The 22,585-nt window shown below is 71.7% G+C and carries 24 protein-coding genes and 1 pseudogene; 18 read left to right on the top strand and 7 right to left on the bottom strand.

The genetic code is table 11. The features are described from left to right. The first annotated feature begins 21 nt into the window (after window positions 1-21). Window positions 22-1,869, top strand: coding sequence for a glutamine--fructose-6-phosphate transaminase (isomerizing) (glmS, locus tag IPZ69_RS23595; protein ID WP_235456306.1), 1,848 nt, complete (start codon window positions 22-24; stop codon window positions 1,867-1,869). A gap of 35 nt (window positions 1,870-1,904) precedes the next feature. Here glmS and IPZ69_RS23590 read toward each other — a convergent pair whose 3' ends face one another. From IPZ69_RS23590 to IPZ69_RS23575, 4 genes are all read right to left on the bottom strand, one after another. Then, on the bottom strand, window positions 1,905-3,677 hold the full coding sequence (locus IPZ69_RS23590; RefSeq protein WP_235456304.1) for a M16 family metallopeptidase: 1,773 nt from the start codon (window positions 3,675-3,677) through the stop codon (window positions 1,905-1,907). After that, window positions 3,674-4,687 carry a hypothetical protein gene (locus IPZ69_RS23585; protein ID WP_235456303.1) on the bottom strand — a complete coding sequence of 338 codons (1,014 nt, stop codon included), beginning with the start codon at window positions 4,685-4,687 and terminating at the stop codon, window positions 3,674-3,676. Before IPZ69_RS23585 ends, IPZ69_RS23590 begins: the two co-directional genes overlap by 4 nt. Window positions 4,688-4,834: 147 nt before the next feature. Further along, a complete protein-coding gene (locus tag IPZ69_RS23580; protein WP_235456302.1) occupies window positions 4,835-5,020 on the bottom strand; it encodes a DUF397 domain-containing protein in 186 nt (61 codons plus the stop codon). An 8-nt stretch (window positions 5,021-5,028) separates the two neighbouring features. Beyond that, window positions 5,029-5,865, bottom strand: a complete 837-nt coding sequence (locus IPZ69_RS23575) for a helix-turn-helix domain-containing protein (protein WP_235456301.1) — start codon at window positions 5,863-5,865, stop codon at window positions 5,029-5,031. A gap of 207 nt (window positions 5,866-6,072) precedes the next feature. Between IPZ69_RS23575 and IPZ69_RS23570 the strand changes: the two genes are divergently transcribed. From IPZ69_RS23570 to IPZ69_RS23530, 9 genes are all read left to right on the top strand, one after another. After that, window positions 6,073-6,492, top strand: a complete 420-nt coding sequence (locus tag IPZ69_RS23570; protein ID WP_235456300.1) for an ATP-binding protein — start codon at window positions 6,073-6,075, stop codon at window positions 6,490-6,492. A gap of 23 nt (window positions 6,493-6,515) precedes the next feature. Beyond that, entirely contained in the window at window positions 6,516-6,989 is a 474-nt protein-coding gene (locus IPZ69_RS23565) for a hypothetical protein (RefSeq protein ID WP_235456299.1), read from the top strand. A gap of 47 nt (window positions 6,990-7,036) precedes the next feature. Then, the gene (locus IPZ69_RS23560; protein ID WP_235456298.1) at window positions 7,037-7,408 is read left to right on the top strand and encodes a holo-ACP synthase; all 372 of its coding nucleotides are present in this window, start codon (window positions 7,037-7,039) and stop codon (window positions 7,406-7,408) included. A 46-nt stretch (window positions 7,409-7,454) separates the two neighbouring features. Continuing rightward, window positions 7,455-8,885 carry an NAD(P)H-hydrate dehydratase gene (locus IPZ69_RS23555; protein WP_235456297.1) on the top strand — a complete coding sequence of 477 codons (1,431 nt, stop codon included), beginning with the start codon at window positions 7,455-7,457 and terminating at the stop codon, window positions 8,883-8,885. Window positions 8,886-9,038: 153 nt separating this feature from the next. After that, entirely contained in the window at window positions 9,039-9,902 is an 864-nt protein-coding gene (locus IPZ69_RS23550) for a L,D-transpeptidase family protein (protein WP_374293762.1), read from the top strand. A gap of 48 nt (window positions 9,903-9,950) precedes the next feature. Then, the gene (gene alr, locus IPZ69_RS23545) at window positions 9,951-11,135 is read left to right on the top strand and encodes an alanine racemase (protein ID WP_235456294.1); all 1,185 of its coding nucleotides are present in this window, start codon (window positions 9,951-9,953) and stop codon (window positions 11,133-11,135) included. 106 nt (window positions 11,136-11,241) lie between these two features. Then, complete coding sequence (locus tag IPZ69_RS23540; protein ID WP_235456293.1) at window positions 11,242-12,495, top strand: alpha/beta fold hydrolase; 1,254 nt, start codon at window positions 11,242-11,244, stop codon at window positions 12,493-12,495. Continuing rightward, window positions 12,461-12,982, top strand: a complete 522-nt coding sequence (tsaE, locus tag IPZ69_RS23535; RefSeq protein ID WP_235456292.1) for a tRNA (adenosine(37)-N6)-threonylcarbamoyltransferase complex ATPase subunit type 1 TsaE — start codon at window positions 12,461-12,463, stop codon at window positions 12,980-12,982. Before IPZ69_RS23540 ends, tsaE begins: the two co-directional genes overlap by 35 nt. Window positions 12,983-13,113: 131 nt before the next feature. Then, window positions 13,114-13,281, top strand: a complete 168-nt coding sequence (locus IPZ69_RS23530; protein ID WP_235456291.1) for a hypothetical protein — start codon at window positions 13,114-13,116, stop codon at window positions 13,279-13,281. An 85-nt stretch (window positions 13,282-13,366) separates the two neighbouring features. On the opposite strand, the gene IPZ69_RS23525 is transcribed toward IPZ69_RS23530, so the two are convergent. Next, window positions 13,367-13,924 carry a hypothetical protein gene (locus IPZ69_RS23525; RefSeq protein WP_235456290.1) on the bottom strand — a complete coding sequence of 186 codons (558 nt, stop codon included), beginning with the start codon at window positions 13,922-13,924 and terminating at the stop codon, window positions 13,367-13,369. A 113-nt stretch (window positions 13,925-14,037) separates the two neighbouring features. On the opposite strand from IPZ69_RS23525, the gene tsaB reads away from it, so the two are divergent. Genes tsaB through IPZ69_RS23505 form a run of 4 tightly spaced genes read left to right on the top strand, consistent with a single transcriptional unit; the run spans window position 14,038 to window position 16,550 of the window. Further along, window positions 14,038-14,694 (top strand): tRNA (adenosine(37)-N6)-threonylcarbamoyltransferase complex dimerization subunit type 1 TsaB, encoded by a 657-nt coding sequence (gene tsaB, locus IPZ69_RS23520; protein ID WP_235456289.1) that lies wholly within the window; start codon window positions 14,038-14,040, stop codon window positions 14,692-14,694. Further along, the gene (rimI, locus tag IPZ69_RS23515) at window positions 14,691-15,203 is read left to right on the top strand and encodes a ribosomal protein S18-alanine N-acetyltransferase (RefSeq protein ID WP_235456288.1); all 513 of its coding nucleotides are present in this window, start codon (window positions 14,691-14,693) and stop codon (window positions 15,201-15,203) included. Before tsaB ends, rimI begins: the two co-directional genes overlap by 4 nt. Beyond that, window positions 15,196-16,299: a tRNA (adenosine(37)-N6)-threonylcarbamoyltransferase complex transferase subunit TsaD gene (gene tsaD / locus IPZ69_RS23510; protein WP_235456287.1), complete on the top strand. Its 1,104-nt coding sequence runs from the start codon at window positions 15,196-15,198 to the stop codon at window positions 16,297-16,299. The genes rimI and tsaD overlap by 8 nt, the downstream gene beginning before the upstream one ends. After that, the gene (locus IPZ69_RS23505) at window positions 16,296-16,550 is read left to right on the top strand and encodes a hypothetical protein (protein WP_235456286.1); all 255 of its coding nucleotides are present in this window, start codon (window positions 16,296-16,298) and stop codon (window positions 16,548-16,550) included. Before tsaD ends, IPZ69_RS23505 begins: the two co-directional genes overlap by 4 nt. A 29-nt stretch (window positions 16,551-16,579) precedes the next feature. On the opposite strand, the pseudogene IPZ69_RS23500 reads toward IPZ69_RS23505, so the two are convergent. Beyond that, window positions 16,580-16,948 (bottom strand): annotated as a pseudogene (locus IPZ69_RS23500) (glycoside hydrolase family 3 N-terminal domain-containing protein); the annotation flags it as partial. Between the two features lie 200 nt (window positions 16,949-17,148). On the opposite strand from IPZ69_RS23500, the gene IPZ69_RS23495 reads away from it, so the two are divergent. The 3 genes from IPZ69_RS23495 to IPZ69_RS23485 all read left to right on the top strand — a co-directional run bounded on the left by IPZ69_RS23495 (window position 17,149) and on the right by IPZ69_RS23485 (window position 20,065). Next, window positions 17,149-18,210: an LCP family protein gene (locus tag IPZ69_RS23495; protein WP_235456285.1), complete on the top strand. Its 1,062-nt coding sequence runs from the start codon at window positions 17,149-17,151 to the stop codon at window positions 18,208-18,210. Window positions 18,211-18,371: 161 nt separating this feature from the next. Beyond that, complete coding sequence (locus tag IPZ69_RS23490; RefSeq protein ID WP_235456284.1) at window positions 18,372-18,728, top strand: YciI family protein; 357 nt, start codon at window positions 18,372-18,374, stop codon at window positions 18,726-18,728. A gap of 65 nt (window positions 18,729-18,793) precedes the next feature. Then, window positions 18,794-20,065: an RNA polymerase sigma factor gene (locus IPZ69_RS23485; protein ID WP_235456282.1), complete on the top strand. Its 1,272-nt coding sequence runs from the start codon at window positions 18,794-18,796 to the stop codon at window positions 20,063-20,065. Between the two features lie 57 nt (window positions 20,066-20,122). Here the strand turns inward: IPZ69_RS23485 and IPZ69_RS23480 are convergent, their stop codons facing one another. Next, a complete protein-coding gene (locus tag IPZ69_RS23480) occupies window positions 20,123-21,358 on the bottom strand; it encodes a class I SAM-dependent methyltransferase (protein WP_235456280.1) in 1,236 nt (411 codons plus the stop codon). Between the two features lie 111 nt (window positions 21,359-21,469). On the opposite strand from IPZ69_RS23480, the gene IPZ69_RS23475 reads away from it, so the two are divergent. Next, entirely contained in the window at window positions 21,470-22,411 is a 942-nt protein-coding gene (locus tag IPZ69_RS23475) for a polysaccharide deacetylase family protein (protein WP_235456278.1), read from the top strand. The last annotated feature ends 174 nt before the right edge of the window (window positions 22,412-22,585 follow it).

Genomic DNA, 22,585 nt, shown 5'->3' with positions numbered 1-22,585 from the left:
TCGGCCCCTAGGCTGCGGCACATGTGCGGAATCGTGGGATACGTGGGGGCGCAGTCGGCGCTCGATGTCGTGATGGCCGGGCTGAAGCGGCTGGAGTACCGGGGATACGACTCGGCGGGCGTCGCCGTGCTCGCGGACGGCGGGCTGGCCGGTGCGAAGAAGGCCGGCAAGCTGGTCAACCTGGAGAAGGAGCTGGTCGAACGGCCGCTGCCGACCGGTACGACGGGCATCGGGCACACCCGCTGGGCCACGCACGGCGGTCCGACCGACGCCAACGCCCATCCGCACCACGACAACGCGGGCCGGGTCGCGGTCGTGCACAACGGGATCATCGAGAACTTCGCGGTGCTGCGGGCCGAGCTGGCCGAGCGCGGCCACGATCTGACCTCCGAGACCGATACCGAGGTGGTCGCCCACCTGCTGGCCGAGGAGTACTCGTCCTGCGCCGACCTCGCGGAGGCGATGCGGCTGGTGTGCAAGCGGCTGGAAGGCGCGTTCACCCTGGTCGCGGTGCACGCCGACCAGCCCGACGTGGTCGTGGGCGCGCGGCGGAACTCGCCGCTGGTGGTGGGCGTTGGAGAAGACGAGGCCTTTCTCGCCTCGGACGTCGCCGCGTTCATCGCCCACACGCGCGCGGCGATCGAGCTGGGTCAGGACCAGGTGGTGGAGCTGCGCCGGGACGGCGTGAGTGTCACCGGCTTCGACGGCAGCGCCGCCGAGGTGCACTCCTACCACGTCGACTGGGACGCGTCGGCAGCGGAAAAGGGGGGTTATGACTACTTCATGCTCAAGGAGATCGCCGAGCAGCCCAAGGCGGTCGCCGATACGCTCCTGGGCCGCATCGACGCGGCGGGCTCGCTGACCCTGGACGAGGTCCGCATCAGCGCGGCCGAACTGCGCGAGGTCGACAAGGTCGTCATCGTCGCGTGCGGTACGGCCTTCCACGCCGGGCTGATCGCCAAGTACGCCATCGAGCACTGGACCCGCATCCCGTGCGAGGTGGAACTGGCCAGCGAGTTCCGCTACCGCGACCCGATTCTCGACTCCCGCAGCCTGGTCATCGCCATCTCGCAGTCCGGCGAGACCATGGACACCCTGATGGCCCTTCGGCACGCCCGCGAGCAGGGCTCCAAGGTGCTGGCGATCTGCAACACCAACGGTTCGACGATCCCGCGCGAGTCGGACGCGGTGCTGTACACGCATGCCGGGCCGGAGGTCGCGGTCGCCTCGACCAAGGCGTTCCTGACCCAACTGGTGGCCTGCTATCTGGTCGCGTTGTACCTCGGCCAGGTGCGGGGCACCAAGTGGGGCGACGAGATCCGGGCGGTGATCCGCGACCTCTCGCAGATCTCCTGCCAGGTCGAGCGCGTGCTCCAGACGATGGAGCCGGTGCGCGCGCTGGCGCGGTCCCTGGCCGGCAAGAACACGGTGCTGTTCCTCGGCCGGCACGTCGGTTACCCCGTGGCGCTGGAGGGCGCGCTCAAGCTGAAGGAGCTGGCGTACATGCACGCCGAGGGCTTCGCGGCGGGCGAGCTGAAACACGGGCCGATCGCGCTGATCGAGGAGGACATGCCGGTGGTGGTGGTCGTGCCGTCGCCGCGGGGCCGGTCCGTCCTCCACGACAAGATCGTCTCCAACATCCAGGAGATCCGGGCCCGGGGCGCACGGACGATCGTGATCGCGGAGGAGGGGGACGAGGCGGTGGTGCCGTACGCCGACCACCTGATCCGGATTCCGGCTACGCCGACGCTGCTTCAGCCGCTGGTGGCGACAGTGCCGTTGCAGGTCTTCGCGTGTGAGCTGGCTACCGCCCGGGGCAACGAGGTGGATCAGCCTCGGAACCTGGCGAAGTCGGTGACGGTGGAATAGAGCGCGCTGCCGGGAGTCAGCCGTGCTGCCAGGAGTCAGCCGTGCTCTCGGGCGTATTGGTAGGCCCGGAAGGTGAAGTAACTCGCCAGGGCGGCCGGCACGACCGCGCGGGCGAGCCAGTGCCACACCGGGTGGGCCGGGTCGGTCGCCTGGACCACGGCGAACAGGAAGCCCAGGGCGAACACCACCTCCAGGGCCACCAGGAGCAGGAACCAGACGGGCAGGCTCCGAAGGCCCGAGGGCGCCGTATCGCCGGCGTCCGCGGGCCGGGCCTGCGGCACGGGGGCCTCCGGCACGCGCGGGTGTGGGATCCGTTCCGGGGCCCGGGCCGGCAGGGGGACGACCACGGCCGCGGGAACGGCCGCGTCCAGCGCGGCGATCCGCTCGGCCCCGACGTCCCGGAACATGGTCGGCTCGACCGCCACGCGGAAGCCGTCGAGGCCGGTCAGGTCGCGGGCCCCGTCGGGGCGGGTGGTCATCGCGGCGCAGGCGTCGTACCGCACGGTGACCGGGCCGCCCGGCAGCAACAGGCTCACGCCGTCGGCTCCGATGACCAGTGTGACGTCGTCGCTCTCCAGCGAGGGGTGCCGGGTGCCGGTGACCGCGGACGGCGAATAATTCGGGGCGGGCGTGAAGCCCGCCCAGTCGGCGCCCCGGGTGGGCACCTGGAGCAGTCCGCCGTCCCACGCCTCACGGGCGACCTCGTGCAGGTCCGCGACCGTGACCGCCCGCAGCTCGGCCTTGTGCTGCTCGGGGGAGAGGATCTCGTGGCCGAGCAGCAGGTTGAGCGCGTACGACGGCAGCAGGGCGGCGCTGAGGTCGGGGGTGTCGTAGCGCTTGAGCAACTTGCCGCGTACGGAGTCCAGTTCGGCCTGTTCGATGCGGCCCGCGCGCAGCCGGGCGAGCGTGTCGACGAACCCGCCGACCACCGCGTCCTGCTTCTCTGGCAAGGCGTCGGCGTACGCGCGGAGGGTGGCGAAGTCGGCGTCGCGGGGCGTGTAGTCGGCGTCCGCCGTGTACGAGTAGCCGCCCTCCTGGCGCAGGTCCTGGAACAGGGCGCGGCCCAGGACGTCGGCGAACACGGAGGCCGCGGAGGAGCGGCGCAGTACGGCGTCGAAGACGACGTGGCCGTCGCCGCCGCGGATGTAGGCGGGGGTGACGGGAAGCGCGTCGGTCGCGGTGGGCGTCGGGTTGCGGCTGCCGGTGGGCAGGGTGAGGTCCAGGCCGTCCGGTAGGCGGTCACTGGTGATCCACAGCACGGCGTTGTCCCGGGTGAAGCGGGTCTCGGCCCAGTGCCGTACCTGATCGGCCGTCAGGCGGCGGGTGCCGAGTTCGTCGTAGCCGGCCAAGCCGAAGCCCTGGGCGCCGTAACGCCAAAGCGCCATCTGGTGGTTGGGGCCGTGCGCACGGCTCGCGGCCTCCGTGCGCAGGATCTCCTTCTCCGTTTCCAGGCGGTCCAGCGGCAGGTCGCGCAGGGCGGCGCAGACACCGTTGAGGTACGCGACGACCTCGCTCTCGTCGCCGGTGACGTGGAAGAGGGTGTACGTGTTCGCCGTCGCCCCGTTGTGGTGCACGTCGGACAGGCTCAGACGGTGCAGCGCGAGGTGTTCGACGAGGTGGGTGACACCGGAGGTGGCCAGGGTCTCGTCGGCGCGGCCCACGCGGAAGAAGAGGCCGGCGGTGATGTCGCCGGGGTGCGGGGCGTGCAGGGCGGGGATGCCTTGGACGGTGGTGTGGCTGATCAGGCCGTCGAGGGCGCTGAGGTCCGCGGTACGGCGTCCCGTGCTCGCTTCGTGCGTGGTGGTCATCTGCCGTCTCCCCCTCGGAGCGTCGCCAGCGCGGCAGTGCGGTACGTCGCGTACCTGCCCTTCCAGTCACCCAGGTAGCGCCACTGAGACTCGGAGGCCGTGTTGCCCAGGGCGGCGAAGTGCGGGGCGGCGTCCTTGAGGTGACCGCCGAGGGAGAACGCCAGGGCGAAGGTGCTGTGCCCGGCGAGCCGGTGCCAGTCCGGCCGGCTGTCCGTGTGCAGCACGGACACCTCGGCTGCGTGGCGCAGTTCGTTGCGGACGGATACGTTCCGCAGGTACTCCGTGCCGGCCACGTCGGACAGCTGCCCCCAGTGCTCGATGTGCGCCTCGGCGATCAGGATCCCGGCGGGTGAACCGTCCGACGCGGCGCTCACACACTCCTGGGCGAAGTCGTGCATGGCTTCGAAGGAACCGCTCCACTTGGGGCTCAACTGCTGCAGCAACTGCGACTGCGCGCGCAGCTGGTGCGGGTGGTGGGCCGACAGTCGGTCGTAGCGGCGCCGGGCCTCGGACTGCCCCAGTTCCAGGCCGCGCGCGGTCAGTAGCCGGGGAATCCAGGCGGGGCCGTACGCGGGTTGCTCCGCGCACACCTCGATCAGCAGGTGCTCTGCCTTGCGGAGCCAGGCGTGGAACTGGTCGAACTGGTCGCGCGAGACGTACTCGGCCCTGGCACCGCTGCGGATCTTCCAGCCGATGCGGATGTACCGCTCGGCGAGCAGCGTACGGGGCAGCGGGTCGCCGAGCAGGGTCTCGGCGGCCTTCTCCAGGTATCCCTCGGTCCCGGCGAGATCGGCGAGATCGGCGAGCGCGGCGGCGGCGAAGGAGACCTTGCCGACGGAGTCGAGGCCGCCGAAGAAGGCCTCGGTGGCCGCCCAGTCGCCGGCCTGAGCGGCGGTGCGCAGCGGAGCCAGTTCGGGCAGCGCGTCGAACGGGTCGGTCACGGGCTCCGACGGATCGGCGGGTCTGCCGCCGTGCCGGTCGCTGCCCTCACTGGTGGTGATGCTGCTCAAGCGTCCGCCCCCCTGGCGTTTCGGATGCGCTTCGACTGCGGGGCGCGCCGTCTGGTCAGGAGGCGCGCGATGTCACCCGCGAGTGCACGAATAGGCACATGTGGTCGAGCGTCGGCAGGCTAGCAGGGAGCTATGACGCGTGGGCACTCAGTTTCGGGGGGTGTTCTTGAGGGCTTCTATGAAGGTGGCGAAGGCTCCGGTCGGGAAGGTGAGGGTTGCCCTGGCCGGGGCCTTCGAGTCGCGGACGGCTATGTGGGTGGGGGAGTTCGCGATCTCCACGCACTCGTTGCCGTCGTCGGGGCCTGAGTAGGACGACTTTCGCCAGTTGTCCATGGGGTGCCTCACAGCTCTTTCGCCAGCCGGTTGATGAAGTCACGTGACCGTTCAGGGCCGAGTGATACCGCTTCCACCTTACGGAAGCGCGTTCGAAAGGCGCCGAGCTGTGCTTCGGAGTCGATGAAGGCCGAGCCGTGGGGTACGTCACGCACCACCGTGTCCAGTCTGGGGACCGCGCCGCCCACGTACGTCATGGTGCTGGCGGCTCTGGCGAAGCCGTCCAGGTCGAACGGGATGACACGCACGGTGATGTTGTCCTCTGCGGAGAGCTCCAGAAGCCTGGTGAGTTGGGCGCGGCAGTCGGCCCGGTCGCTGACCCTGATGCGTAGGGCCGACTCGTGGATCACCAACTCGTACGGGATGGAGATCTCCTGGCCCGCCAGTCGATGCCGGACGCGCAACTCAAGCTCCTCACTCGCGAGTTCGGGCACCCGGGCGGAGAACACGGCGCGGGCGTAGTTCTCCGTCTGCAGCAGGCCCGGCACGTACAGGATCGCGACATCGCGCCGGAACGAGGCGTGATGGTTCAGTTCGGAGAGGTCCAGGAACGATGTGGGCAGCAGGCCCCGGTACTCCTCCCACCAGCCGCGTGTCCGAACGGTGGCCACTGCTGCAAGGGCGTCGACGAACTCACCGTCCGTGCAGGCGTAATGGGACGCAAGGCGGCGCAGTCGCTTCTCGCTCACGCCTGCGAGCGCGGACTCGATATGGGTGATCTGCGGTGCGCTCACCCCGAGCAGCGCTGCTGCTTCCCGGGCGGTGAGGCCGGCTGCCTCGCGGAGCCTGCGTAGTTCCGTTGCCAGTCGCATTTGACGTGCTGTCGGTTCGCGCCTCAACGCCATAGGCCGCTCCCTGGTTCAACGCGCATGCGAGCGCGACTCGTTCGGGTCAGGTTACGTGACCCGCTTGCGAAACATGAATCAATAGACCTACCGTCAGTGACGAGGCGAATGCGCAGCGGAAGTGCACCGTTCTGTCTTGCCATGACGGCTGCGGCAATGCCACCGCCCGCTCTTCGCAACCCCCACCCATCGAACCGGAGCTGCCCCATGCCCGAAAACGAATCCGAACCGTGGGAGTACTCCCTGTACATCCCGAACGACCCCCGAGCCGTCACCGTCAGTCGCCGCACCCTCCGCCTGATCCTCACCATGCACGGCCTGATCGGGCTCGTGGACACCGCGGAACTCCTTGCGACGGAGCTGGTGGGCAACGCCGTGCGCCACACCAAGGGGCCCGCCGCTCTGCGTGTGCGCTGGTCACCGCCCGGCGTGCTGCGCATCGGGGCGTGGGACGCCGACCCGGAACCGCCCGAGCCCCCGCGACCGCTCGGCCGGCTCGTGGACGTGGAAGAGGGCCGGGGTCTGGCGCTGGTACGGGCCTGCTCCGACCTCTGGGGCTGGCAGCCGCTGTCCCGATTCGGCAACCGGGGCAAGTACGTGTGGTGCGAGCTGACTTCGGCGGCGTGAACGATACTTCGCCACTCGCAAGAGTGAACGCATTCCGCTCCCCGGACAGCCCGTCCCTTGATCGACTCAGGTTGCGCACAGCCGCCCTTCAGGAGATCCAGAAAACAGATCCCGAGACCGCCGACTACTTCTTCGACTTCCTGGAAATCAGCCTGGGTAGCAGCCCAGCCGGACAGAAACTGAAGGAAATCATGTCTTTCGTCAGCTACTTCCCTGGCCGGGGCACGGTCCGTGAAACCGCCTACCTGGAGGGCAAGGCCGAAGGCCAGACAGAAGGCAGGGCCGAGGGCAGGGCCGAAGGCGAGGCCAAGGGCATCCTGTTCGTGCTGGAAGTGCGTGGCATTCCCGTACCGGACCATGTGCGCGAGCGCATCACCACCTGCACCGATCTCGACCGCATGGACGCCTGGCTGGAGCGTTCCCGCACGGTCGAGCGGGCCGAGGATCTGTTCGCCGAAGACCCCGATGCTTCAGGAACCAGTCCTGAAGAGGACTGAGCGTTGGTCTGAGCCTGCGGTCGCCCGACGGATCGTAGAGTGCCCGGATGAGCATCATCGGGGTTGGTATCGACGTGGCCGAGATCGACCGGTTCCGGGCGTCGCTGGACCGTACGCCCGGGCTGGCCGGGCGGCTCTTCCTGGACAGTGAGCTGTATCTGCCGAGTGGGGAACGCCGAGGCGTCGCCTCGCTCGCGGCGCGGTTCGCGGCCAAGGAGGCCGTCGCCAAGGCGCTCGGCGCGCCGCCGGGCATGCACTGGACGGACGCCGAGGTGTTCGTCGAGGACAGCGGGCAGCCGCGGTTGCGGGTGAAGGGGACGGTCGCGGCACGGGCGGCCGAACTCGGGGTCAAGGCGTGGCACCTGTCGCTGAGCCATGACGCGGGCGTCGCCTCGGCCATGGTCGTGGCCGAGGGCTGACCGGATCGGGTGCGGCCCCCGCGTCTTTCGGGAGAGACTCGACCGCATGCGGACTGCGTACAGCGTGGAGACGGTGCGGGCGGCCGAGCGCGAGCTGATGGCCAGGCTCCCGGAGGGCGCCCTCATGCAGCGCGCCGCCGCCGGACTGGCCGCCGCGTGTGCCGACCTGCTCGGGCGGGTCTACGGCGCCCGGGTGGTCCTGCTCGTGGGCAGCGGCGACAACGGCGGCGACGCCCTGTACGCCGGGGCCCGGCTCGTCCGGCGCGGGGCCGGCGTCGCGGCGGTGCTGCTGAACCCCGAGCGCGCGCACTCCGGCGGGCTCGCCGCGCTCCGCCGGGCGGGTGGCACGGCCGTCCTCCCGGACGCGGCCGAGCGCCTGATCGCACGGGCCGATCTCGTCGTCGACGGCATCGTGGGCATCGGAGGGAAGGGCGGACTGCGCCCCGAGGCCGCCGCCCTCGCCGCACTGGCCGAGCGTTCCGCGGCCGCCGTCGTCGCCGTGGACCTGCCGAGCGGGGTCGAGGCGGACACCGGTGAGGTGCGCGGCGACGCCGTCCGGGCCGACCTCACGGTGACCTTCGGGACGCACAAGCCGGGGCTGCTGGTCGATCCGGCGCGCGAGTACGCCGGGACGGTGCGGCTCGTCGACATCGGGCTCGACCTGCCCGCCGAGGCCGAACTGGAGGCCCTGCAGCACGCGGACGTGGCCCGGCTGCTGCCGATGCCGGGGGCCGAGAGCGACAAGTACCGGCGCGGTGTCGTCGGCATCGCCGCCGGCTCGGCGCGGTATCCGGGCGCGGCGGTGCTCGCCGTCGCCGGGGCGCTGCGCGGCGGGGCGGGAGCCGTGCGGTACGTGGGGCCCGCCGGGGACGCGGTGATCGCCCGCTTCCCCGAGACGCTCGTCTCCGACCGGGGCCCGCACAAGGCGGGCCGGGTGCAGGCCTGGGTCGTGGGCCCGGGGGCCGGGGACGACGCGGCGACCGTGGCGGAGGTGCTGCGCGAGGAGGTGCCGGTGCTCGTCGACGCGGACGGGCTGCGCCTCGCGGAGCGGGACGCGGTGCGCGCACGTACGGCACCGACGCTGATGACCCCGCACGCCGGCGAGGCGGCCGCGCTGCTCGGCGTGGACCGGGCAGAGGTCGAGGCCGCGCGGCTGGCGTCGGCCCGCGAGCTGGCGGCGCGCTACCGGGCGACCGTACTGCTGAAGGGGTCGACCACCCTGGTGGCCGACGCCCGGGGCGGAGCCGTACGGGTGAACGCGACCGGCACGTCCTGGCTCGCCACGGCCGGCAGCGGCGACGTGCTCTCCGGGCTCACGGGCTCGCTGCTGGCGTCCGGGCTCGCGGCGCGGGACGCGGGCAGCGTGGGGGCGTATCTCCACGGCCTGGCCGGGCGGTACGCGGCGGACGGGGCGCCGGCCGGGGCCCATGACGTGGCGTCGATGATCCCGGAGGCCTGGCGGGACGTACGGGACTGACACGGGGTCCACCCGTCGGGTGACCTGACCGCGCGGCTCCCGGGATCCGCGGCGGCGGCACGTTTGTCTGATCGCGTGATGAATGGACACATCGCGCTCCACAGACGAATCGCCCACCGAAGCCTCGCCCGATGCGTCACCTCAAGCCTGGCCGTGCTGCTCGTCGCCGCGACCGTCCTGCCCGCGGCCGGTACCGCGACGGCCGCCACCCCGACGCCCCAGGCCCCCGGCTCCGGCCCCGAGGCCGAGTTGGTGCCCGGCGTGGCACCGGGGCCGGCGCAGCCCTGGCAGATCGACACGCCCGACCAGGTGCTGCCGCCGACGGTGTACACGCCCAGTGCCAAGGAGGACGCCGTCGAGCCGCGCGACGCACCGCGCGGGACGTACGACCTCATCGAATACGTGCCGTTGACCGACGCCGTCGCGAAGGTCGCGTGCAGCAGACAGGCCGGGCCCTACCAGCGGCAGGTCGAGCGGTGGCTGAAGCGGAAGGCGGACGGGAAGCAGTCCGCCGCCGACTGCAAGGCCATCCGGGCCTTCCAGAAGAAGCACAAGATCAAGCCCGCCACCGGCTTCGCCGGACCCGTGACCTGGGCGCAGATGATGCTTCTTTCAGCCCGGAAGAATCCCAACGCGGCCAAAAAATGCCCTATTCGGACGTATCGGGTCGCCTGCGTCGATCTCGACCGGCAGGTCACCTGGGTGCAGAAGGGCGGCAAGGTGGTCTTCGGGCCGGTGTCGATGCGCAGCGGACGCAAGGGCCACACGACCCGCGGCGGCTGGCACACCATCTACTGGCGGCACAAGAACCACTGGTCGACCCTGTACAACTCGCCCATGCCCTACGCCCAGTTCTTCGACGGCGGACAGGCCTTCCACGCCGTCTACGGCAGCATCTTCACCACCGTCGGGTCCTGGGGCTGCGTCAATCTCAAGCTGGCCGACGCGCGCAAGCTGTGGGGTGTGCTGAAGAAGGGGGACCGGGTATTCGTCTGGGGCCGCAGGTCCGGGAGCTAGGGCCTGAGCCGCGGCGCTGTCGGACCGCTCTGAGACACTGGGGGCGCGATGACTGAGAGAGCACCTGCGCCGACCGCGCCCCTGCGCGCCCGCGCCGAGATCGATCTGGCCGCCCTGCGGGCCAACGTGCGTGCCCTGCGCGCCCTCGCGCCGGACGCGGCGCTGATGGCCGTGGTGAAGTCCGACGCGTACGGCCACGGGGCGGTGAGGTGTGCCCGCGCGGCCGTCGAGGCGGGGGCCACCTGGCTCGGCACGGCCACGCCCGAGGAGGCCCTGGCGCTGCGCGCCGACCCCGGTCTGCCGTCGGACGTGCGGATCATGTGCTGGCTGTGGACGCCGGGCGGGCCCTGGCGGGAGGCGATCGAGGCCGACCTCGACGTCTCGGTCAGTGACCCGTGGGCGCTGCGCGAGGTGACGGAGGCGGCCCGGCTCGCGGGCAGGCCCGCGCGCGTGCAGCTCAAGGCCGACACCGGGCTCGGGCGCAGCGGCTGCCAGCCCGCCAACTGGCCCGAGCTGGTCGCCGGGGCGCTGCGCGCCCAGTCCGAGGGGCTGTTGCGCATCACCGGACTGTGGTCCCACTTCGCCTGCGCCGACGAGCCCGGCCATCCGTCCATCGCCGCCCAGCTCGCCCTCTTCCGGGAGTTGGTGGCGTACGCGGAGGAGCAGGGCGTACGCCCCGAGGTGCGGCACATCGCCAACTCACCCGCCACCCTGACCCTTCCCGAGTCCCATTTCGACCTGGTACGCACCGGTATCGCCCTGTACGGCATCTCGCCCAGCCCCGAACTCGGCACCCCGTCCGACTTCGGCCTGCGCCCGGTGATGACACTTTCGGCGTCGCTGGCACTGGTGAAGCACGTTCCGGGGAATCACGGCGTCAGTTATGGGCATCACTACGTCACACCGGGCGAGACGACCCTCGGTCTGGTGCCCGTCGGCTACGCGGACGGAATTCCCCGGCACGCCTCCGGGACCGGCCCGGTCCTGGTCGGCGGGAAGTGGCGGACGGTCGCGGGGCGCGTCGCGATGGACCAGTTCGTGGTCGATCTCGGGGGGGACGAACCCGAGGCCGGCTCCGAGGCGGTCCTGTTCGGGCCCGGCGACCGGGGCGAGCCCACCGCGGAGGACTGGGCGCAGGCCTCGGGCACCATCGCGTACGAAATCGTCACGCGGATCGGAATGCGCGTTCCTCGCGTCTATGTGAACGAGGAACAGGACGGGCGGGACGAGTAACCGCCCGGGGGGTCGCCTGCGGCATCGGCGGCAACACCTGTTACGACTGCACCTACACCCGCACCACCCACCCAGCGAACTGCAGTACGGCGAAGAGGAGCGGTACGTGAGCGAGAGCAGTGCGGAGGTCGTCGCGGAGGTCGCCACGTCGGCCGTCGTCGCCTCCGCCACGGGGGCGGCCGGCAACTGGCGCAGGGCGACCGGCATCGCCGGCACCGCGATAGGCGTGCTCGCCGCGGGCGCGGCCGCCGGTGTCGCGATCGAGCGGATGACCGTCGGCCGCGGGATGCGCCGCAAGGCGCGGCTCGCCCTGGACTCCACGGGGCCGTACGGCACGCTGCGCGGCACCCCGGGCAAGGCGTACGCCGACGACGGCACCGAGCTCTACTACGAGGTCGACGACGTCGAGCCCGAGGGCGGCTCGGCACCGCGCCGGCGCCGGCTCTTCGGCCGCAAGGCGCCCGCCCCGGTCACCGTCGTCTTCAGCCACGGCTACTGCCTCAGCCAGGACGCCTGGCACTTCCAGCGCGCGGCGCTGCGCGGAGTGGTGCGGACCGTGCACTGGGACCAGCGCAGCCACGGGCGCTCCGGACGGGGCGTGGCCCAGCTCCAGAACGACGTGCCGCTCACCATCGACCAGCTGGGCCGCGACCTGAAGGCGGTCATCGACGCTGCCGTGCCGGAGGGGCCGATCGTGCTCGTCGGGCACTCCATGGGCGGGATGACGATGATGGCGCTGGCCGCGCAGTTCCCCGAGCTGATCCGAGACCGGGTGGTGGCCACCGCCTTCGTCGGCACCTCCTCCGGGCGGCTCGGCGAGGTCAACTTCGGGCTGCCGCTGGCCGGCGTCAACGCGGTGCGCCGGGTGCTGCCCGGCGTACTGAAGGCGCTCGGCACGCAGGCGGCGCTGGTGGAGAAGGGGCGCCGGGCCACCGCCGACCTGTTCGCCGGGATCATCAAGCGGTACTCGTTCGCCACCCGGGACGTCGACCCGGCGGTGGAGCGGTTCGCGGAGCGGATGATCGAGTCCACGCCGATCGACGTGGTCGCCGAGTTCTATCCGGCCTTCACCGACCACGACAAGACCGAGGCCCTCGCCTCCTTCCGGGACATGCCGGTCCTGGTCCTGGCCGGGGTCAAGGATCTCGTCACGCCCAGCGAGCACAGCGAGGTCATCGCCGACCTGCTGCCGGACGCCGAACTGGTGCTGGTCCCGGACGCCGGGCACCTGGTCATGCTGGAACACCCGGAAGTGGTCACCGACCGGCTCGCCGACCTTCTCACCCGCGCGGGGGCCGTCCCGGCAGGGGCTACGGTAAGTGGCTATGGAGGCACCAGCAGCGCCGCACGACCCGGCTGACCGTACCGCCGTAGAGATCACGATCAACTCTCCCGAGCAGATGCGGGAGTTGGGCCGTAAGCTCGCCAAGCTGCTGCGCTCGGGCGATCTCGTGATGCTCAGCGGGGAGCTCGGCGCGGGCAAGACGACCCTCACCCGCGGGCTCGGCGAGGGGCTCGGAGTGCGGGGCGCGGTCACCTCGCCGACCTTCGTGATCGCCCGGGTGCACCCCTCGCTCGGCGACGGTCCGCCGCTCGTCCATGTGGACGCCTACCGGCTGTCCGGCGGTCTCGACGAGATGGAGGACCTCGACCTCGACGTCTCGCTGCCCGCGTCGGTGATCGTCGTGGAGTGGGGCGAGGGCAAGGTGGAGGAGCTGACCGACGACCGGTTGCAGGTCGTGATCCACCGCGCCGTGGGCGACACCACGGACGAGGTACGGCACGTCACGCTCTTTGGGCTGGGGGAGCGGTGGGCCGAGGTGGACCTCGGGGTACTGGCCGCCTGAGCGGACCGGTGAAGATTCCGACAAGCCGTCGGCAAGATATTGCGCCGGACCTCAAAGGCGTGGTCACATGGTATCCAGCCCGTGGTTAGGTGTGCCTAACTACGCCCGCCCCCGCTCGTCAGGAGGCGTCCATGTCCGCTTCTCAGCCCGCGGTGCCGTCCGTGCCGTATCCGGCGGCCGGGGTGTCCATGCGCGACCTGCTGGCCTCGTGCGCGGCCGCGGACGCGGTCTCCAGACCGCCGCGGGAACCGGAGCCGGAGAAGCCCGAGCCGGTACGGGAGCACCCCGAGGCGGCGTAGCGCCGGCGGATCACTTCGACGGGCGGCCGATCACGCCGTATCTCCGGCGGATCACGCCGTAGCGTCGGCGGATCACCTCGTACCGCTAGCGGATCACGACGACCCGTACCCCGATCGTCGCGAACTTCCACATCTCCTCGCCGTCCCGGCGCTCCTCCCGGATGCCGCCCGTCTTCACGGACGGATCGGGCGCCGACACCGTCTCGCCCACGGCGGCGCTGAAGCCGACGACCACGTCTCCCACGCTGGTGAACCGCACGACGTGCTCGACGGGGGTGCCGTCGGTGCCGGTGATCGCGTTCGAGCGGGACGTCACCTCGTACGTGTCCGGCAGCGGGTCGACACTGCCCGGACGCACCCGGAACGTGTGCTGGACCCTGCCGTTCGGCCCGACCAGCCACACCCGGTCGTCGTCCACCGAGTACACGACCCGTTCACCCCGGCCGGAGCCGATGGGCAGGGCGGTGGGGTTCCGCTTGTCCCGGGGAGCCTTGGTCGCCGCCACCGCGGGCGACGCGCTCGGCCCCGGCAGGCCCCTCAGGCCGGCCGGGGCGGCCGCCGAGGCCTGGTAGGCCAGGAATCCCACCGCGCCGACGGCCGCGGCGGTGAGCCCGGCCACGATTCCCGCGCTGGTCCCTGCCACGTGCGCCCACCTCTGCTTCGGGTCATATGTCGTACTTCGTACAGACGGTAGCAGTCGGTGACGGCCCGACCCGGGCGGCCGTGCTCAGCGCGCGAGAGCCGTAGGCTGTTTGCGTGCTCTTGCTCGCTCTGGATACCGCCACCCCCGCCGTCACCGTCGCCCTGCACGACGGTGAGGCCGTCATCGCCTCGTCGAGCCAGGTGGACGCGCGCCGGCACGGAGAGCTGCTGCTGCCGGCCGTCGACCGCGTCCTCACCGAGGCCGGACTCAAGCTGGACGCCGTCACCGCGCTCGTCGTCGGCATCGGCCCCGGCCCCTACACCGGTCTGCGCGTCGGCCTGATGACCGCCGACACCTTCGGGCTCGCGCTCGGCGTCCCCGTGCACGGCCTGTGCACGCTCGACGGCCTCGCGTACGCCTCCGACATCGAGAAGGGCCCCTTCGTCGTGGCGACCGACGCCCGGCGCAAGGAGGTCTACTGGGCGACGTACGCGGACTCCCGCACGCGCCTGACCGACCCGGCCGTCGACCGTCCCGCCGACATCGCCGACCGGGTGGCGGGCCTGCCCGCCGTCGGCGCGGGCGCGCTGCTCTACCCCGACACCTTCCCGAGCGCGCACGAACCCGAGCACGTCTCCGCAGCCGCCCTCGCCTCCCTGGCCGCCGAGAAGCTGGCCGCGGGCGAGGAGCTGCCCGCACCCCGGCCGCTGTACCTGCGCCGTCCCGACGCCCAGGTGCCCAAGAACTACAAGGTGGTCACCCCCAAGTGACCGAACCCGTGAAGCCCGCGCTGCGCGAGATGCGCTGGTGGGACATCGACTCCGTACTGGAGCTGGAGAAGGACCTCTTCCCCGAGGACGCCTGGTCGCGGGGGATGTTCTGGTCCGAGCTGGCCCATGCCCGGGGAGCGGAGGCCAGCCGGCGGTACGTCGTCGCCGTCGAGGGCCACCGGATCGTCGGCTACGCCGGCCTGGCCGCCCAGGGTGAGCTGGCCGACATCCAGACCATAGCGGTCGCCCGCGATCTGCAGGGCACCGGTCTGGGCGGGCTGCTGCTGACCGAGCTGCTGCGCGCGGCGACCGCCTTCGAGTGCGCCGAAGTGCTGCTGGAGTGCCGGGTCGACAACGTCCGCGCGCAGAAGCTGTACGAGCGCTTCGGCTTCGAACCCATCGGCTTCAGACGCGGTTACTACCAGCCGGGGAACGTGGACGCCCTGGTGATGCGCCTGACCGACCCCTCCACCTCCACCTCTGTGCAAGGAACCGAGATCAATGGCTGACGAACCCCTGGTTCTGGGGATCGAAACCTCCTGCGACGAGACCGGCGTGGGCATCGTCCGCGGCACCACTCTGCTCGCGGACGCCGTCGCCTCCAGCGTCGACGAGCACGCCCGCTTCGGCGGGGTCGTGCCGGAGGTGGCGTCCCGGGCCCACCTGGAGGCGATGGTCCCGACGATCGACCGCGCCCTGAAGGAGGCCGGGGTCAGCGCCAGGGACCTGGACGGCATCGCGGTCACGGCGGGCCCGGGCCTGGCGGGCGCGCTGCTCGTCGGCGTCTCGGCGGCGAAGGCGTACGCCTACGCGCTGGGCAAGCCCCTCTACGGCGTGAACCACCTGGCCTCCCACATCTGCGTGGACCAGCTGGAGCACGGCGCGCTGCCGGAGCCGACGATGGCGCTGCTGGTGAGCGGCGGCCACTCGTCCCTGCTCCTGTCCACGGACATCACCTCGGACGTACGCCCCCTGGGCGCGACGATCGACGACGCCGCGGGCGAGGCCTTCGACAAGATCGCCCGGGTGCTGAACCTGGGCTTCCCGGGCGGCCCGGTCATCGACCGCTACGCCCGCGAGGGCGACCCGGCGGCGATCGCCTTCCCGCGCGGTCTGACCGGCCCGCGGGACGCGGCCTACGACTTCTCCTTCTCCGGCCTGAAGACGGCGGTGGCCCGCTGGATCGAGGCCAGGCGGGCGGCGGGCGAGGAGGTCCCGGTGCGGGACGTCGCCGCGTCCTTCCAGGAGGCGATCGTGGACGTGCTGACCCGCAAGGCCGTACGGGCCTGCCGCGACGAGGGCGTCGACCACCTCATGATCGGCGGCGGTGTGGCGGCCAACTCCCGGCTGCGCGCCCTGGCCCAGGAGCGCTGCGAGGCGGCCGGCATCCGCCTGCGCGTCCCGCGGCCCAAGCTGTGCACGGACAACGGGGCGATGGTGGCCGCGCTGGGCGCCGAGATGGTCGCCCGCAACCGGGCCGCCTCCAGCTGGGACCTGTCGGCGGACTCCTCGCTGCCGGTGACGGACCCGCACGTGCCGGGACGTGAGCACAGCCACGACCACGACCACGTGCACGAGGTCAGCAAGGAGAACCTGTACTCGTGACGGTCGCCCTGATGTGGGAGGCGCGGGCGGTCGAGGGGCGGGGCGAGGACCTGCTGTCCTGGGCGCGGCGGCAGGAGCTCGCCGGGCCGCCGCCCCTGCGCCGGGAGACCTTCCGGGCTCCCCAGGACCGCGTCCTGGTCATCACCTGGTGGGACGCGCCCTACGACGCCGACTTGCCCGAACTGCCTGAACCCGACGCGGAGTTGGTGACGCGGCCGGTGCACCGGTGGCGGTTCGAGTCGATGGGCTGAACAACAACGCGCCTGCTGGCGTGCCGAGTTGACTCCGGCTCCCAGTCCTCGTCCAGGAGACCCAGCTCGCACTTCTGGAGCAGGACGCGGCGGGCCGCCCGGTCCACCAGCGACTCCGGGACCGTTCCGGCGCGTACGGCCGCCACCAGCGGCTCTCCGTAGCACTTCAGGGTGGGCAGCTCGACGTCGATACCCGCCTCCAGCGCCAGGTGCGCGGCCTGCGCCTCGCTCCCGGCCGCCCGGTGCAGCGTCTCCAGGAAGCCGATGCCGAAGTAGTCGGCGACCACCGTGCCCGTGAACCCCCACTCCTCCCACAGGAGTTCGGTCAGCAGGCGCGAGTCCGCCGACGCCGGGACCCCGTCCGTCTCGTTGTACGCCGCCATCACCGAGCGCGCCCCGCAGTGAGCGCGCAGCAGGTCCTCCACGCGCGGGTGGAGCCGGCGGCCAGCCTGGTGGTGCGCGCGAGTACCGAGCCGTCCGTGGCCGGCAGTTGACCGAAACTTTCGGAGCCACCCGCAACATGAGATTTTCCGAAGAAGACCGTCTCGCCCCTGTTCTCCTAACAGTCCCCTAATAATTCGGACTTACGTTCCTGTCCGTGACCGGACACGAGGAGAACGGCGACGCGGGAAGACCGACGGGCCGGCGGTCGGTGGTGCTGAGGGCCGCCGGTCTCACCCTGGCGGGCGCCCTGGTGCTCGGCGTCGCGGCGGCGGGCTGGGCCTACTGGCACCTGAACGACAACATCAGGAGCGTCGACATCGACAGCGCGCTCGGCGACGACCGGCCGGCCCGGGCGAGAGCGGTGCCGACTCCGTCGGCCGACGCCTCGGCCGTCGCGTCCCCGCTGCCGACCAAGGCCCTGAACATCCTGGTCCTGGGCTCGGACTCGCGCGGCGGCAAGGAGAACCAGCGGCTCGGCGGCGGCAGCAGCTCGGGCGCGCGCTCCGACACGGCGATGGTCGTACACCTCGACGCGGGCCGCACCGGTGCCACGGTCGTCAGCATCCCGCGCGACACCCTGGTCACCCGCCCGTCCTGCCCGCTGTCGTCCGGGGGCGCCACGTCGGTGGCCCACGACGCGATGTTCAACAGCGCCTACTCGGTGGGCGGACCGGTGTGCGCGGTGAAGACCGTCGAGTCGCTCACGAACGTCCGTATGGACCACTACATCGAGATCGACTTCTCCGGCTTCGCGAAGCTGGTGAACGCCCTCGGCGGGGTCGACGTCACCACCGACCAGGACATCGACGACGACATGAGCCACCTGCACCTCAGGGCCGGTGCCCACCACCTGGACGGCACCCGGGCCCTGGCCCTGGCCCGCACCCGCCACGGCATCGGCGACGGAAGCGACCTCGGCCGAATAGGCCTCCAGCAGAAGCTGGTCAAGGCCCTCCTGGAGCAGATGTCCGCCACCGACCTCCTCACCGACCCCACCAAGCTCTACAAGATCGCCGACGCGGTCACCTCCAGTCTCACCACCGACACCGGTCTCGACTCCCTGAACGAACTGACCCGCCTCGGCCAGAGCCTGAAGAACCTGTCCGCGGACCACGTGCGAACGGTGATGATGCCGGTGGTCCCGGCCCCGTCCGACCCCAACCGAGTGATCCCGAAGGAAGGGGCGGCGAGCGAGCTGTGGGCGTCGCTGCGCTGAGGAAACGCCGTACGACCTGCGAAAACGCCCGCGAGACCGGGGCGGGAAAAAAATCTTCGAAGAATTTTGGGGCGTGTGTCGATCCGGGTGCCCGCCGTTCGACGCATGGGTGAGAGGCGGGGACAGGCCCCGCCGCTCGGGAATGAGACCGAGGAGTCACCATGCCCCGTTACCTGTCGCTCGTGCAGATCGACGAGTCCTCCGCCCCGGCCGAGGGACCCAGCCCGGAACTGATGCAGCGCATGGGTGAGCTGATCGAGGAGGTCACCAAGGCCGGCGTCATGCTCGACACCGCCGGGCTGACCCCCTCCGCCCAGGGCACCCGGGTGCGCTGGGAGGGCGGCAGGATCTCCGTCACCGACGGGCCGTTCACCGAGGCCAAGGAGGTCGTCGGCGGCTACGCGATCATGCAGTGCAAGGACATGGCCGAGGCCCTGGAGTGGGCCAAGCGGTTCCTGAAGGTGCACGAGGAGTTCTGGACCGTGACCTGCGAGGTGCGGGAGATCGCCGAGGGCTGAGCCCGACCGCCGTACTCCCGGTGTCACTTGGCGTGGACGCGGCGCGGGGTGTTGCATGGTGGGTTGTGGAACCGCAGCCCACCGAGCAGCCCAGCGCCGAGCACGCCATCGAGACCGTCTTCCGTCTGGAGTCCCCACGCATCATCGCCGGCGTCGCCCGTATCGTCCGGGACGTCGGCATCGCGGAGGAACTCGCGCAGGACGCCCTGGTCGCGGCGCTGGAGCAGTGGCGGCGCGACGGCGTGCCGGACAACCCGGGCGCCTGGCTCATGGCCACCGCCCGCCGCCGCGCCGTCGACCTGATCCGGCGCCGGGAGAACTACGCCCGCAAGCTCGCGGAGATCGGCCGCGACCTGGAGACCACGGTCCCGCCGCAGGAGCTCGCCGACCCGGAGGACATCGACGACGACCTGCTCCGGCTGGTCTTCACCGCCTGCCACCCGGTGCTGTCCGCCGAGGCCCGCATCGCGCTCACCCTGCGCCTGCTGGGCGGTCTGACGACGCCCGAGATCGCCCGCGCGTTCCTCGTCCCCGAGCCGACGATCGCCCAGCGGATCGTGCGCGCGAAGAGAACACTGGCGACGAAGAACGTCGCCTTCGAGGTCCCGTACGGCCCCGACCGCGAGGCCCGTCTCGACTCCGTCCTGGACGTCATCTACCTGATCTTCAACGAGGGGTACGCGGCCACGGCCGGCGACGACTGGCTGCGCCCCGCCCTGTGCGAGGACGCCCTGCGCCTGGCCCGCGTCCTGTCCTCCCTCATGCCGAAGGAGCCGGAGGTCCACGCGCTGACCTCCCTGCTCGAATTCCAGGCGTCCCGCGCCGCCGCCCGCACCGGCCCCGACGGCGCGCCGGTCCTCCTCAAGGACCAGAACCGCCGCCGCTGGAACCGCATGCTCATCGCCCGTGGCATCAAGGCTCTGGGCCGCGCGGACGCCACAGCTGCCGGCGCCCCCGGCCCGTACACGCTCCAGGCCACGATCGCCGCCTGCCACGCCCACGCCTACTCCTACGAGGAGACCGACTGGAGGACCATCGCGACCCTCTACGGCCTGCTCGCCGCCCGTGCCCCGTCCCCGGTCGTCGAGCTCAACCGCGCGGTCGCCGTCTCCATGGCCGAGGGCCCGGGCCCGGCCCTGGCGATCGTCGACGCCCTCGCCGCCGAGCCCGCCCTGCGCGACTACCACCTGCTGCCCAGCGTCCGCGGTGACCTGCTGGCCCGCCTCGGCCGTACGACGGAGGCGCGCGCCGAGTTCGCCCGGGCCGCCGAACTCACCGGCAACGCACGGGAACGCGAGCTGCTGGCCGCCCGGGCGCGGGAGCTCGGCGGGCCGTGACGGTTCCGTAAGGCCGCCGAGCCGCCGAGCCGCCGAGCCGCCGAGCCGCTGAGCCGTTCAGCCGTTCGCGGGTGCCCCGATCAGCATCGTCGGGGCACCCGCGACGCGCGTGAGGAACACCGTGGCCGAGCGGGGCCCCTGCGGCTTCACCTTGCGCCGCAGCTCCTCCGGCTCCACGGCCGACCCGCGTTTCTTGACGGTCAGCGTGCCGACCTCCCGCTCTCGCAGCAGCGCCTTCAACTTCTTGACGTTGAAGTGGAGTTGGTCGGTGATCTCGTACGCTGACGCGTACGGCGTCGGCCGCAGCTCGTCCGCCGTGACATAGGCGATGGTCGGGTCGACGAGCCCGCCGTCGAGCGAGTCGGCGACCTCGGCGACCAGATGCGCCCGGATGACGGCGCCGTCCGGCTCGTACAAGTACCGCCCCACGGACCGTACTTCGGGATCCGGCAGCCCCCGGCCGAGCAGGGAGCGCGGCCCCGGCAGCAGCGTGGCCCGCACGGCGCCGGGCTCGACGCCGGCCCCGAACCACAGCACCGCCTCCTTCACGTCCCCGCCGTCGGAGATCCACTCGGCCTCGGCCTCGGCCGGGATCGCCTCGTGCGGGATGCCGGGGGCGATCTTCAGCGCGGCCACCCGAGCGGCCGTCGCCGCGTCCACCGCCCAGGACAGCGGCGGCGAGTACGACTCCGGGTCGAAGATCCGCCCGCCCGTCGCCCGGCCACCACCCCTCAACGACGCGCTTCGCGCGGCCCCTCCTGGTCTGCCGCCACGCCGCGCGGGGTCCACGAACACGGCGTCGTACGCGGCCGTGTCGACCTCCGTGACGTCCGCCTCCCGCACCTCGATCAGGTCGCCCAGCCCCAGCACGTCGGCATTGGCCCGCGCCACCTGCGCGGTCAGCGGGTCCCGGTCGACCGCCAGCACCCGGATGCCGGCCCGCGCGAGCGCGATCGCGTCCCCGCCGATGCCGCAGCACAGGTCGGCCACGGAGGTGACGCCCAGTTCGCGCAGTCGGCCCGCGCGGTACGTCGCCACGCTCGCGCGCGTCGACTGCTCGACCCCGTTCGGCGTGAAGAACATCCGCTCCGCGTCCTCGGCGCCGAACTTCGCCGCCGCCCGCTGCCGCAGCCGGGCCTGGCCGAGTGCCGCCGAGACGAGGTCGGCCGGGTGCTCCCGGCGCAGCCGGGTGGCGACGGCGAGCTCGTCGGCCGGGTCGGTGCCGCGCACCTCGTCGAGGAGGGCGTGGCCCTCGGGGGTGAGCAGTGAGCGGAAGGGGAGGACGTCGTTCACCTGGTCATTGTCGGCCAGCCACGGGGCGCTGTGGGCCAGTCGGTGGACGGTGCGCCCGCGGTGGTGGTGTCGGCCGGGGTTCGAGGCGGGGGCCTGCGAGGATCCAGCACCATGCGAGTAGTCGTACAAACTGATAAAAATAGGACACGTTCGGCACTTGGCAGGGCGGGTGTGCGCGGTGGTGCGGCCGCGCTCGCCGTCGCCGCCGTCCTCTCCGGCTGTACGGCGCCGGACACGGACTCGGGCGTACGACCGGCCCCCGGTCAGCAGCGCCTCCAGGCGCCCCCCGCCCGCGCCCTGGACTCCTACGCCGGCCGCCTCCGCGCCGACCGCGCCGCCCTGGCGGCCGCCGCCCGGCACTGGGGCCTGGACCAGGTTCCGCTGATGCCCCCGCGGCCCCCGGCCCACAAGCCGAAGATCACCGCTCGCGCCGGCTTCGAGGTCGACGGGCAGGAGGAAGAGCACCTGCCGCCTGTCTTCACCACGATCCCCACCCGGCAGAAGGTCGTCTTCCTCACCATCGACGACGGCTCCGAGAAGGACCCGGCGTTCCTGCGCATGATGAGCGACCTGAAGGTCCCGTACACCGCCTTCCTCAGCAACTACCTGATCCAGGACAACTACGGGTACTTCCGGCAGATGCAGGCCGAGGGCGTCACCCTCAACAACCACACCCTCCACCACCCGTATCTGCCGGGTCTGTCCTACGAGGAGCAGAAGAACGAGATCTGCGGCATGCAGGGCGTGATGGAGAAGTGGTTCGGCAAGGCCCCCACCGTCTTCCGCCCGCCCTACGGCAACTACAACGGGGACACCCTGCGTGCCGCCAAGTCCTGCGGCATCAAGTACGCGCCGATCTGGGACGAGGAGGTCTTCGTCGACCACTGGGAGTACCGCGAGGACGACGAGAGCCTGCACCCCGGCGACATCGTGCTCACCCACTTCCGGGGCCGCAGCGACTGGGACGGCACGATGGTCGACGACATGCGCCGGTTCCTGAACAAGGTCACCCGTGAGGGGTACGCGGTGGCCCGCCTGGAGGACTACCTGTGAGGCGGCCGAGGGGGCCGAAACGGAGGGGGACGGCGACCTCCGCCGTCCTCCTCGTGGCCCTCCTGCTGCCCTTCCTCCCCGGCTGCGCCCAGTCCGTCGACCCGATCGAGCGACTGGGCAAGAAGGCGGCCCAGCGGGTGAGGACGCACGCCCCGGTGGTGCGGCAGGCCTACC

Source organism: Streptomyces olivochromogenes (assembly GCF_021538895.1).
Classification (GTDB): Bacteria; Actinomycetota; Actinomycetes; order Streptomycetales; family Streptomycetaceae; genus Streptomyces; species Streptomyces olivochromogenes_A.
The sequence above is the reverse complement of the archived record's forward strand: the minus strand, read 5'-3'. Positions and strand labels throughout refer to the sequence as shown.

What these genes read in the sequence shown, in the direction of transcription:
- IPZ69_RS23560 (WP_235456298.1), top strand. Translation starts at nt 7,037, where the DNA reads ATGAGCATCATCGGGGTTGGTATCGACGTGGCCGAGATCGACCGGTTC.
- IPZ69_RS23570 (WP_235456300.1), top strand. Translation starts at nt 6,073, where the DNA reads ATGCCCGAAAACGAATCCGAACCGTGGGAGTACTCCCTGTACATCCCG.
- tsaD (WP_235456287.1), top strand. Translation starts at nt 15,196, where the DNA reads ATGGCTGACGAACCCCTGGTTCTGGGGATCGAAACCTCCTGCGACGAG.
- IPZ69_RS23490 (WP_235456284.1), top strand. Translation starts at nt 18,372, where the DNA reads ATGCCCCGTTACCTGTCGCTCGTGCAGATCGACGAGTCCTCCGCCCCG.
- alr (WP_235456294.1), top strand. Translation starts at nt 9,951, where the DNA reads ATGACTGAGAGAGCACCTGCGCCGACCGCGCCCCTGCGCGCCCGCGCC.
- IPZ69_RS23580 (WP_235456302.1), bottom strand. Translation starts at nt 5,020, where the DNA reads ATGGACAACTGGCGAAAGTCGTCCTACTCAGGCCCCGACGACGGCAAC.
- IPZ69_RS23555 (WP_235456297.1), top strand. Translation starts at nt 7,455, where the DNA reads ATGCGGACTGCGTACAGCGTGGAGACGGTGCGGGCGGCCGAGCGCGAG.
- tsaE (WP_235456292.1), top strand. Translation starts at nt 12,461, where the DNA reads ATGGAGGCACCAGCAGCGCCGCACGACCCGGCTGACCGTACCGCCGTA.
- IPZ69_RS23530 (WP_235456291.1), top strand. Translation starts at nt 13,114, where the DNA reads ATGTCCGCTTCTCAGCCCGCGGTGCCGTCCGTGCCGTATCCGGCGGCC.
- IPZ69_RS23590 (WP_235456304.1), bottom strand. Translation starts at nt 3,677, where the DNA reads ATGACCACCACGCACGAAGCGAGCACGGGACGCCGTACCGCGGACCTC.
- IPZ69_RS23475 (WP_235456278.1), top strand. Translation starts at nt 21,470, where the DNA reads ATGCGAGTAGTCGTACAAACTGATAAAAATAGGACACGTTCGGCACTT.
- IPZ69_RS23575 (WP_235456301.1), bottom strand. Translation starts at nt 5,865, where the DNA reads ATGGCGTTGAGGCGCGAACCGACAGCACGTCAAATGCGACTGGCAACG.
- glmS (WP_235456306.1), top strand. Translation starts at nt 22, where the DNA reads ATGTGCGGAATCGTGGGATACGTGGGGGCGCAGTCGGCGCTCGATGTC.